Below are 12,037 nucleotides of genomic sequence, written 5' to 3'. Positions count from 1 at the left end.
AATTTTACATATAAGTCTTTTTAGTTACAGGTTTTCAAAAGGTCTACTAGGGTTAAACTTCCACTATTTGAGGTGGTTCATTGAAGTTAGATCGAACGACTTGATCCCTTCCACTGCGTTTCGCCTCATAAAGAGCTTGGTCAGCATCATTTAACCATTCGTTAAGAGACTTAAATCGATCATCAAATGCTGATACACCTATGCTTACTGACACTTTTCTTTGTCCAAGCAAAGTACAGTCCTCTAGCTCTCTAACTTTAACTCTGATCCTCTCTGCTATATCCATGGCTTGCGCAGCATTTAGATTATTAAGTATTACTGCAAATTCTTCACCACCGTAACGACCTGCATAATCTCGCTCTCTAATACAGTCCATCACTTGCCCAGAGACCATAGAAATAACTTTGTCACCCACTGTATGACCGAAGTTATCGTTAATAGATTTGAACATATCGATGTCAATAAAAAGCAGTACTGCCTCTTCGCTTCTACGACTCTTACTCAACATGGAGAACGTTTGCTCCAGTTTCATTTGCAAGAATCGACGGTTGAGCATTCCCGTTAATAAGTCTGTTTTGTTTGCGATTTCAAGCTTTTCGTAAGCTTTTCTCTTGCTTACAATCATTTTGACTAAAAATATCGCCATCAATGAAATGGAAACGATACAGAAAACAAGGAGTTGATTAGTTTGTTCTAGCTGACGTGCTTTGTCTCTTGAATCAAATAGTGCCTTACGCTCCTGCTCTTTCGCATTCGTTAGCTCTTCCAAGTAATTCAAACGGTCCATTGTTACGTCAAAGCGGAATCGCCTAAACTCGGCTTGAATCTGCTTTAATGCACTCGCAACGTTACCCTGTGACGATGAAAGCAGTGTGTTGGCAATTTTGAATTCTGAAGGCTCGTCCAAGCCATTCGAATTAAGTACGTTACTTAAATATTCTGACAATTGATTTGCTCGCTCTAGTTGACCAAGGGAGGCGAGTAACTCAACTTTCAAAAACTTACCTTGTAACTTCCAGCGCTCGGGTACTGAATTGTGGCCATTTTCAGCCTGCTCCAACAGTACGAGAGCTTCTTTGTTTTTGCCTAATAAAAATAATTGTTCAACTTTCTTTAGTGAGGCAAAGTAGATCTCGTTTTGATCCTCAGATGCGGTCGCGTAGGCCAAATATCGATCGGTGTAAGTGCCTACAATATTGGGGTCACCTATTTGCTTTAGAAAGTAGCTAATAACGTTGTAAAAATGAATGAAGTATTTAACGGGTATATCATGAGCTTCACAGAAGTCTATATACCGATTTAAAAGCTCAATTTTGATAGAGGGAACGTTTTCTACTACATAGGCAGCGTGTAAACCCATCATCAAATCCCCCACTCCAGAGTTATTTTCTGATAAATAGTTTACTTCCGTGCCAAGAAGCATGGCCTCTCGACTACTCCTTTCAGATAGTGCGACAAAAACAATATAGTTGAACTTGAGTGCGTCTTTTACCTGTGAAGAGAGACCGGAATAGTACCTTTTTAAATCATCACTTCCAGCGCGCTTCCCTTTGACCCTGTCCAAACGGCTGAGAATAGCGATTTCGGATAGCTTCGCAAAAGCGAGTTGGCTTTCAGACTTCGTATTCAGAGCGTTTTGTTCAATTGCCTTTACTTGCTCTAGAGCGAGTGAATATTCGTCGTAAGATATATAGTAATACATCAACAGTTTACTCAACTCGAACTTTGATTGAAGCGGCGAACTCAATGCACCGAGTTTATGGAGTTTATCTTGAGAAGATGCATCTAAATTATTGGCTAACCGTTCCAATAATTTTTCAGCGCTATCGGCATAAGTCCTATCAGCATTCAATTCAGAAAAATCATTGATGTTAGCTAACGCCTGTAGACTGAAAAGACAGGTGATCAATAGATAATGTTTGAGGCGCATTTGAGTTGACTTCATTTGAAGGGAATATAAGGACTGAGAATGCTTCACGACGTGCTCCCCTATTTTAGTTATAACTTAATGTATAGCACTAAAACTTCTTTAAGGAGCAAACGCTTACCTATACTTCAGCAAAAACGTCGAAAAAGAACCAACATTTTCATCCTTGCAAACTTTTAACTAGCCTCTAGGCTCGAAGCATCAGCAAACCCTTATATTACTCTAATTCGTCAACTTAAACAATTAAGTCATGCATCCAATTTAGTGAAGGCAACTGCTGCTCTGGTTGGTAAAAGAGCCGATTTAGTCTACCTAATAAATTAACCGAACGGCTGGGATCGTGCGCTTTAACCCTATGCTCACTTTCGGTTAGCATGAACTCCCAAGGCTGAAGATTGAGTTCGTCTACTTCTTCCTGACTAACGCCCAGTGATTGCAATGTTGACAAAATTCGCTCCGTTTTACTTTCGGCAATAGGAATGATTTCGTTGCCGTATAAATCATCGAGCGGCGCATTGATAGCTTCTAACGTGTGATTTATTGCTGCCCACACTTCATCGTGGTCAAACGCCCAGCCTCGCGGAGCATAGTACCCCTCTATTTCCCACTCAAACTCTGCGTTGCTTACAGCAATAGAGCTTTCTGCTTCAGGAGAATAAGCTAGATCGGGTTTAGCGCCAATGTTGTAGGCGTCTACACTCATGGCGACGCAAATTATCAAATCACCACAATGTTGCTTGTTTGTGTAAAGCGCTTCAAATGCTGCCCGCTTAACCCCCATCCAACCGTGTACTCTCGAGGGTTGTTCAACAAAGTGTCTTACATCATCGGGTAAGTCTTCGCCATAGGCATTGATGAGCAGAGGAAGCGGATTTTGATCTGGCGCTTCGTCTGGCATCCACACTTCGTATTCTTGTCGGTTGTCAGCTTTTCCGCGACTTTTAATTCCGAACGACAAATTCACAGGGCGGCAAATACTTCTATCTTCATCCACTTTGTGAAAATACTCAGAACGCATGCGTTTAATAAATGGCGCGTCTAGCCCAGCCAACGCTGCCGTTGGGTAGCGATAGCCTATTTCACTATGCTCAACCATATGTAACGTGGGAATAGCCTGTGTCAGCTTATTCTTCAAGCCCGACAACGCATGAACTTTAGGCAGTACAATGCTTCTCTCTGGCTCTATGGTAAGCCGACTTCCATCTTCGGTTACGAACTTTGGCGTTTTATGAAATTCATACCCCGTAAACCCCAAGGTATCTACAGCGGCGTTTCGATACTGAGAAAGCTCATTGAAAAGCGCTGTATGATTGCGAATATGCTTAAATAACGGTCTTGATGCGGTCATCTTCTCTCCATTTACGCTACTTCCATTAGAGCTAATTACACTTAGCGTTCTATGCGGCCAAATAATTACTTACCGTCTCATCTTTCTGACTGTTCTCACACAATACATCTATATGTGAAATTTACGCTCAACTGTGTGTAACGTATCTGTAACCCTCTTTTTGAGCTGTTTACCTTTAATCTCGCTTAGTTTTGATTTAAAAAGCGGTGCCAAATTTGTGCGCCAGCATCATCGTACCGTTTTACTAGATTACGATAGCGCTCACGCATTGCTACATCTGCAAGTGGCGATGGCAATAAGGGGTCAAACACCAAGTGGTATAACGCCCTGTCTCCTATCACATAAGATTCTTTGGTTGCTTCTTCAAGGGGTAAAGACGTTAATCGAGCAAGAGATTCCTCTATTTCGATGCATCCGTCTTTATAAAGTACCTCTAGGTTTAGGTGGCTCCATAATCCCATCGCCCTGCTGCGTGCTTTAGTGTCAAAGTCACTGGCACTAAACACGAGCGCCTTTCTCGATAGACCAAGCGTGTAAAGTTTGTCTCTTACTTCGCCTGCTCCGCCTGAAAAATTGTTCGGTCTGAGGTAAACGTCGTTTGTCAGCTTTCTCATCCCCAAAAGCTTCAGCGCTCGTTCATTATTTCTGAGCTGCTTTCTATCACTTTTAGGAAGCGTGCTGGTTTGAGCGACAACCCAATCGTTTTGCCAGGGTACAAGCCCATCCTCATCCTCTCGCCACTGATGAATTTCCTTTGCAAAACGAATGCCTTTGTCGCCCAGCTTGTAAAAACCGCGTTCAACCAAGCTAATAAGCTGTGCAGACTGTAAACGCGTGAGCGTTACCCGAATGTTATTTTCAGAAATACCAAACAGCGCCCCTACGCGAACTGCTGCGCTGGCATTCATTTGAATATTGTCACGGGAGCCCAATAGCTTTAGCAGTAGCTTTCTTGCATTGGGCTTTTTCTGTTTTTCTAATTGCAAACTCTATTTACTTCTTTGTCTCAGATAGGACGTAACTCTAATTAAAATATAAGTTGGCTTAAGGCCAAACATATACGCATTCATCATTATATAAACACGCGCTGCGCACAAACATTACATGAAATACCAATTTACAACTATTAGTGTAATGTTTTAAGGTAGTACTTGGAGATAGTGCTTTAACGTAGCCCTTTAAAGTAAAAGCCCATTTCAAGGGTACACCTTGTATATTCACCAAGTGGAAATGCCATGACTTCATCAAATCGATTTGTTACGCACGCTGTAGAAAACCAACCCACCATTTCCACGCCCTACAATTTGTGGCGTGATGACACCTTACTGCGCGTGTTAGTCGATCAGCATATGCCATCATCCCACCAACATGATGAAGGGTTATTAGGACAGTATGGTCAAATCGCGGGGGATGCACTTATGGCTCACGGAGAGCTTGCTAATAAGAATAAGCCAACTCTCCACACATTCGATCGCTATGGCCGCCGCATTGACGATGTTGAATTTCATCCCAGCTATCACGCGCTTATGGAAAGTGCGATGCAGCACAATGTACACAACTATTCGTGGAAGCATGAAGGCATTGAAGGCGCACACACCTTCAGAGCGGCGCTAATGTATATGCATTATCAGGCTGAGTCTGGCACGTCTTGCCCGCTTACTATGACCCACGCAGCTATTCCGGCCATGCGGTATGGAAAACAGCTGCCGCCCGTATACCTAGAGAAAACCATTAATGGTGTTTATGATCCTCGTTCCCTGCCAGCTAGTCAGAAACATGGACTGACTATTGGTATGGGGATGACTGAGAAACAAGGTGGGTCGGATGTTAGGCGTAATACCACTACAGCGGTGAAACAGGCTGATGGAAGTTACCATATCGTAGGGCATAAATTCTTTTTCTCAGCCCCCATGTGCGACGCTCATCTTATACTTGCGCAAGCGGAAGGCGGACTAAGCTGTTTTTTGCTACCAAGGTTGTTGGAAAATGGTGCACTCAATAACGTGCGAATTCAGCGTTTGAAAGACAAGCTGGGTGACTGGAGCAATGCATCGTCTGAAGTTGAATTTCAGGAAGCCACGGCATATTTGATTGGCGAAGAAGGCCGCGGTGTGCCGGTGATCATAGATATGGTGTCGCTTACGCGGTTAGACTGTATGATTGGCTCATCAGCACTTATGCGACAATCACTGATTCACGCCTTACACCACGTAAGTCATCGCGACGCATTCGGCAAGACCTTAGTCAATCAGCCTTTAATGCAGAATGTATTGGCAGACCTCACCATTGAATGTGCGGCTGCTACTGCACTCACTATGCGCGTTGCCAAAGCGGTTGATAGTGCATCGAGCAATAATCATGAAGCTGCACTGGCAAGGCTGGCTACCGCCATTGGAAAATACTGGGTTTGTAAACGCACGCCTATGTTTGTTAACGAGGCTCAAGAGTGTTTAGGCGGTATTGGTTACGTTGAAGAAAACCCCATGCCACGATACTATCGCCAAGCGCCTCTGAACTCTATTTGGGAAGGAAGCGGAAACGTACAATGTTTAGATGTACTGCGCGCACTCGCCAAAGAGCCCAATGTTAAAGAGGCTTTGTTTAGTGAGCTTAAAACACAAGCAGGCAAAAACAAGCACTATGATATTCATCTTAGTAAGCTATTCGACGAGCTATCAAACACGCAGAATATGGAAACGCGCAGCCGATATTTAACAGAACAAATGGCGCTAGCGCTACAAGCATGTTCACTTCTTGCTACGTCACTTAATAACGACAACGCCCTTATCGACATTGCCCACACCTTCTGTGAATCAAGGCTTGGCAATGCATGTGGTTTTGCCTTGGGGACTCTGCCAGACACCACGCCGTTTGAGAAAATTATTGCGTTTGGGCAGGTATCGTCTAGGGCCTGTTGACCTTTGGTGTACGAATTTTGGTCTAAATGGAAGCCTTTTAATCGCGAAACAGTCCTGCAAGCCTAGCGGGCTAAGTTAAAGGACTGTGACAAAGAGTAAAAGGCTTCCATAACGACCCCTTCGGGCAGCGCCTTTGTGCCATCTATACTGCGTTGAATGTTCTCGATTTAGAACCACTAAACCGTCGAACATTCGCCTTGTCTAGATGGCACACAGACCGCTGCAAAAATGTACAGCAAAGGTCAACAGGCCCTACCTAGCCAATGTACAGGAGCTATAGTTAAGCTCCTGTGCGCAAGAGGAATTAACCCACAACTTAAAAAGGGTTAACCGAATACCCTTTTTGTGCCAGGCGCGCGTGGGCTGTCATGGCTGACAAATCCATTTTCACTCCGTCTATCAACGCATTTTTTTCAACGCCATGGGCAGCGGCAGACTGCCCACACACTATTACGTCTACACCTTTCTCCATCAACGCTACAAGTAGCGTTTCGTTTCCATTAGGTAAGCCCTTACGCTCTTTGAAGTTTGCAGTTTTAAGCACTTCTTCTGTGGCAGAGCCGTGAACGACAAGCGCAAGCGAAAGATTTTCCTGCTTAACGCCGTTGGCTACGTGCATATTGATAAACCGTGCCAGCGACTCAAACTTGCGGTTTACCTCACCAGGGCTTGCCGATTTGGCTACGTCAAACGCAACCTTGAACGTCTGATTTTCAGGAAAACTTACGCCCTCAACATGAGCATGCTTGCCGAAAGTGTCAAACACAGGGCCATAATCAAAATCTGATTTAGCTGAAGCTTGCCCGGTTACTAAGAGTGCTGCTGCAAACCCCAGTGACGCGCTGCCAATCCCTTTTGTGATGCTCATTGCTAATTCCTCGAACTTTAACGCGCAGGTAGCGCTGTCTTATACACTTCAAATGTCATGTCGCTAACATCACTACCCGCATCTTGTATTTTGCTATTGGTATAGTAAAGCGCATTATTGTAGATACTAAAGGTATCAGCCCAATTCACCACATCACCTTTCACAAGGGTGCGAAGGTCTAGACTTGGCGTAAGGTACTGTACTTCTTGCTTTTCCAGGTCAGCTAAATAAACATTACCTTGATGAAAAATCATGCCATCTGGTGCGCCTGTCGTCGCTACTTTTCGCACTTTTTCTGCCAACACGTCATTTGACGATTTCTCGATGTCAGATGTGTTAATGGCATACAGCGAATAACCAGACAATGCGTGAAAATATAGAGTGTCGTTTAACGAATCTAGCGCGATCCCGTCAGACTGAACAGGCATAGTAAAGGGTTTGCCCTGAATACTTAACGCATCGACTTCAGCTTTAGTGGTTTTATGGTTATCTAAAATACGATAGCTGGTATTGTCATCAAGGTTATATACCACTAAACCCGCGTGAGCCGAGTCGGTCATATAAATGCGATTCGTTTTTTCGTCTACTCGCAAGTCATTAATATACGAATCTGGATGATAAGCGTCTTCGCTAAGTATCAAGGTCCCTTCGATTTCGTTTGAGGCTAAATCAACAACAAATAAGCGAGGTGCATCCACTACACCTTTAAACTTAGGGTTTCGGGTGTCCAACACATACAGCTTATCCTTGTGCGCAACCACTGACTGCACCGCTAAAAAGCAGTCTTTTCTTACTTCGCTTTGTGCCACACATTCATTTGTTTGGCTATTAGGGTAAGCGACAAATTCTCCAGTGTCGGTAACCTGAGCTACGGAAAAGCGAACGCCGTCACGCCAGTTGGGCGCATTCACAAATACACGACCATCATTACTTACCGTAACACCGGTAATTTGCGTGCCCTTTATGTCACCCACTAATTCAACATTCGCGTCTGGTGAATGTTGCGCGATTGCATTTACAGAAAAAAGTGCGGCGACACTCGTGGCAAGTACCCCTTGTTTTATACGCTTTGTATTCATGTCCTTTTACCTTTAATTAGTGGCTTCGCTTGTCAGCACACACCACAAAGCGGTGCGCATTAACAAAACTGAATGGAATAAAGCATACGGTCTTATTGTGAATGTGGAAAACCTTTTAGCGGCTTATCTATGCAGGCTGACGAAAATCAAGTGATGAAACTAGCTTTACCACTTATGAGATCCAAAACACGGTATGCGCTCGTTTAAGTTAAGAGCTAACAAACTTTACTGAAAATTATGCACAGCAGTATGATGAAAAAACGTGAAACTGGTTTAATGCAAAAGGCAAAGTATTTGAAAACAGTGCTACTTTTAACAGCATGTATGGTCGTGGTTGCCGCATGCAGTAGTAGTAAGCCTCAAGTAAATATGGATGAAACACAAAACTTTGCCGATATTAAAACGTTCTATATTCAGCCTCCTTTAAACCCAATCAACGCGACGCTGGCCAATCATCTTTCCTCAGCCATTACCCAGCGGCTCATTGAGAAAGGCCTCACCCCATCTTCGGAGGAGGACGCCGATATTGCGGTGGGATACCTACCTTCCACCACCACTAAAGAGGATGGCACCACCTTGAATCTAGGGCTGGGCACCGGAAGTTACGGTCGCTCTGGCGGCATTTCATTGGGTAGCATTTTTAGCATTCCGGTTGGAGAGCAAACCACGCTTCAACAAGGGCTTCAAATTGACATGGTTAAAGACGGTACATTTGTTTACAGCGCGTCGGGAGCGGTAGAGCTGGAGTCGAAAGACAGTATCAGCATTCAAAATAAACTTGATGAACTCGTCATCAAGCTCCTTGAGCAATATCCGTCGAACAGGTAGCTCACACCTGGGTCAACAATTAAGAACCGACTTCTTCGCTAAGGGCTCGCAAGAGCCCCTACTCCATAAAAACTCTTCATAACGATGAACTTGGCGCTGATTTTGCGTATGAATGCCTATATTAGGTCCCCCACTTTTATGCCCCACGCTATGAAGTGAGCTACACAGAGTCAGAAATGGATACCACATACAGCCACTTGTCATCTTCACCTTCACTATTCAATTACTTGGGCGACACAGCAAATGCCCAAAGCGCACTTCAAGATGTTGTAGAAAAATCCAAGCAGGCTAATGCTCTCGGTGATGCGTTCAGTGCGTTTAATGGTGAACTACAGGGCAATCAAATTGACACATATCTTGAAAAAATAGAAAGCGGCGAGGCCTCACTCAACGGCAACACAATTGCAAACTACCTCGATTTTAATCGGCAAAAGCTTGCCTCGGAATTAAGTGATTTAGCGGCAAAACTTGGTATTTCAGACGATACAAAGCTAACGGTGAGTAAAGGCGAGCTGGTGATTGAAAGCAGTCAGGGCGAGCAAGAGCTTGATAAAACCACGTTGCGCCTACAACAGTACCTAGAAAAGGACACCAACCTTACGTCACTTATTCAACAAACATCTCGTCTGTCTCAGTTCAAAGAATGGGGAGATGCCACGTCATTTGCATCAACACTACAAGAGAAAGGCACTGACGAAGCGACTATCCAGTCATTTTTAAAAGAAGCCCGAACGTCAGTGACGTCTGACAATACGCTGATATTCAATAAAAACGGGTTCGGCTTTTCTTCCGATGGTAAAACTGATGCGCTAATTGATGCATTTGATAAGCAGTAAGGGCAATCTTACAAAGTGAATAAGTCACTATTCATTACCTCCCTCTTACACGAGAGCAGATAAGTACGGAATATCACAAATTAAGAATCACTTTTTCTGTGCGAAATTAGAGGAAGTCGACGCGAAATAACGCTATGCTTGGCTGCATGATGAAGTGCAGATTGACATAATGGCAGCGCAACAGCCGCTTTCCGTTCAGCAAAACCTTACCATTAGGTTATTGCGCGTATTGCGATACAACAAAGCACGCATTGAGCGTGCACTCACGCTCATGCCTGAAAAGCACAGGCCGCTTTTTCATGTGCTTCCCTTTCTTGTACATGTTAACCACGAAGCCCTTCCAGGATATGTGGCCCCACTCACCTCGGGTGAAACCGTTCCATTTGGTATCAACAATTACTCGTTTAGACCTGATGTAGAACAAGCTTTGCAGCGCTGTTTTCCTGCACAGAGTCACTTGTTTTCAGACATTAAGCAAATTTGGCCAAGACAGCGGGCGGTTGATGCACTGGTTTTAATGGGTAGCGTGGGGACTATTGCTCAGACTGACGACTCAGACTTTGATTTTTGGGTGTGTATTGACGGTAAACGTTTTTCGACTACTGAGCTGACTTTACTTCAACAAAAGCTAACAGCCATTGAAAAATGGGCGGATAACACCTTTGGTATTGAAGTGCATTTCTTTTTATCTGAGATAGATAAAGTTAAGCAAAACGATTTTGGCGTCGCTGAAGGTGAAAGCGCGGGCTCGGCGCAAGCCCTGTTTCTAAAAGCTGAGTTTTACAATACCAATATAGTAGTAGCAGGCAAAGCGCCGTTTTGGTGGCTTACTCCAGAGAAAACAACAGAGAAGCAGTATCAGGCTATTTACAATAGTTTGGAAAAAGGCGGCTCACCAGACGTAGACTGGTTCATGGACTTGGGTCACTTAGAGCGACTAGACGCAAGCGAACTTTTTGGCGCCGCCATCTGGCAATTAGGCAAAGCCATGGACTCGCCATTCAAGTCCGTATTAAAAATGGCAAAGCTTGAAGTATACCTTGCCAATATCTCTCACGGACAACCACTGTGCAACCTTTTGAAAAAGCATGTACACCGCGGTGCTGAAGCTCCAGGGCATGTTGCAGATATCGACCCCTACGCACTCATGTTTGACGAACTCATCGCTCACTACAAAGCCAATGGTCAGGCGGAAGATATTGCTGTATTGCAGCAGTGTTTATATTTGAAATGTGGGTGTACATTGAGCCTCCCGCTTGTAGAAGGTGAGCAAGCGAATTTCAAACGCAAAATTATGGCCTCGTATGCAAAACAGTGGGGGTGGAGCCGCAAACTACTTGCCCACTTGGATAACCAACAAGATTGGACATTCAATGAACGTGTGCAGCTGAGCCGTCGAATTCACCGCTTTTTATTAAAGTGTTACCGCCGTATCTCCAAAGAGATCAGTCATCATCAACAGGTGATGGATCAAAAAGACATGACCGTTCTAGGTCGCCGATTAAGTACCTATTACGCTAAAAAGCCGGATAAAATTGAGTTTTTGCGACGCGCTTTTGATGAAAGCCTTTACTGTGAAAAGATCACCATTGCTATGCGTCAGCTCAAAAATGGTGATGAAGTATGGTCAGCTTATGCTGGTGATTTACTGAGTAAATCGGGCATTATCGACGATTCGCAAAAAGTTACTCAAGCGGCTAGCGCCATTGCACTGATGGTCTGGCTTGTGTCGAGCAAAATAATAGATACAAACAGTAAGGTTTATCTCGATTACAATTACGGTGAAGTGAGCGAACTAGACTTGAACGATTTGCTTAAGCATTTGTGCAAGTATTTTCCTCCTGTCAAAGTGTCGTCACTACCGCGTAATGACTTGCTGGCGCCAGAACGCATAACGGCATGTTTTGCCATTGTGAACTTCCCCACCCTACGCCAAAAAGCCACGGTAGAGAATGTATCCATTCTTTATACGACGTCTTGGGGTGAAACCTTTTTGAGACACGGCAGCGACGTGCTGGATACGCTGTGGTACGACTTACAAGAAGTAACCCCAAAGCCGCCGTGCTATGTAATGGTGCCACGTGGAAATCAACAAGCACGAATACTCGGCGAGTTCTTAGAAGCTAACGAGCTTAATTTCACCGTTTTATACTGATACGTCCAACGTAACGCTTTCAAAGAAGCGCCAAGCGTAGTACTCCATCTCACACTATCTCTCCGTTTAAAAAATATG

General features: G+C 44.2%; 9 protein-coding genes. 4 read left to right on the top strand and 5 right to left on the bottom strand.

Annotated elements, in window-relative coordinates:
- Nucleotides 1-52: 52 nt before the first annotated feature.
- The 3 genes from ACFI6J_RS13440 to ACFI6J_RS13430 form a co-directional block, all read right to left on the bottom strand.
- Nucleotides 53-1,978: a GGDEF domain-containing protein gene (locus ACFI6J_RS13440; RefSeq protein ID WP_156086715.1), complete on the bottom strand. Its 1,926-nt coding sequence runs from the start codon at nt 1,976-1,978 to the stop codon at nt 53-55.
- A 184-nt stretch (nt 1,979-2,162) separates the two neighbouring features.
- On the bottom strand, nt 2,163-3,275 hold the full coding sequence (locus ACFI6J_RS13435; protein WP_156086716.1) for a hypothetical protein: 1,113 nt from the start codon (nt 3,273-3,275) through the stop codon (nt 2,163-2,165).
- Nucleotides 3,276-3,460: 185 nt separating this feature from the next.
- Entirely contained in the window at nt 3,461-4,261 is an 801-nt protein-coding gene (locus ACFI6J_RS13430; RefSeq protein WP_156086717.1) for a PaaX family transcriptional regulator, read from the bottom strand.
- A 249-nt stretch (nt 4,262-4,510) separates the two neighbouring features.
- Here ACFI6J_RS13430 and ACFI6J_RS13425 point away from each other — a divergent pair, with 249 nt between their 5' ends.
- Entirely contained in the window at nt 4,511-6,193 is a 1,683-nt protein-coding gene (locus ACFI6J_RS13425; protein WP_156086718.1) for an acyl-CoA dehydrogenase family protein, read from the top strand.
- Nucleotides 6,194-6,509: 316 nt separating this feature from the next.
- Here the strand turns inward: ACFI6J_RS13425 and ACFI6J_RS13420 are convergent, their stop codons facing one another.
- Entirely contained in the window at nt 6,510-7,061 is a 552-nt protein-coding gene (locus ACFI6J_RS13420; protein WP_156086719.1) for a DsrE family protein, read from the bottom strand.
- A 17-nt stretch (nt 7,062-7,078) separates the two neighbouring features.
- Nucleotides 7,079-8,140: an L-dopachrome tautomerase-related protein gene (locus tag ACFI6J_RS13415; protein ID WP_156086720.1), complete on the bottom strand. Its 1,062-nt coding sequence runs from the start codon at nt 8,138-8,140 to the stop codon at nt 7,079-7,081.
- A gap of 252 nt (nt 8,141-8,392) precedes the next feature.
- On the opposite strand from ACFI6J_RS13415, the gene ACFI6J_RS13410 reads away from it, so the two are divergent.
- The 3 genes from ACFI6J_RS13410 (at nt 8,393) to ACFI6J_RS13400 (ending at nt 11,959) form a co-directional block, all read left to right on the top strand.
- Nucleotides 8,393-8,968 (top strand): DUF4136 domain-containing protein, encoded by a 576-nt coding sequence (locus ACFI6J_RS13410; RefSeq protein WP_039232433.1) that lies wholly within the window; start codon nt 8,393-8,395, stop codon nt 8,966-8,968.
- Between the two features lie 176 nt (nt 8,969-9,144).
- On the top strand, nt 9,145-9,804 hold the full coding sequence (locus tag ACFI6J_RS13405; RefSeq protein WP_039232398.1) for a hypothetical protein: 660 nt from the start codon (nt 9,145-9,147) through the stop codon (nt 9,802-9,804).
- A gap of 169 nt (nt 9,805-9,973) precedes the next feature.
- Nucleotides 9,974-11,959 carry a class I adenylate cyclase gene (locus tag ACFI6J_RS13400; protein ID WP_156086721.1) on the top strand — a complete coding sequence of 662 codons (1,986 nt, stop codon included), beginning with the start codon at nt 9,974-9,976 and terminating at the stop codon, nt 11,957-11,959.
- The last annotated feature ends 78 nt before the right edge of the window (nt 11,960-12,037 follow it).

The sequence above is a fragment of the Alteromonas sp. G4i13 genome (assembly GCF_054960505.1).
This window is presented reverse-complemented; position numbering and strand designations above follow the sequence as displayed.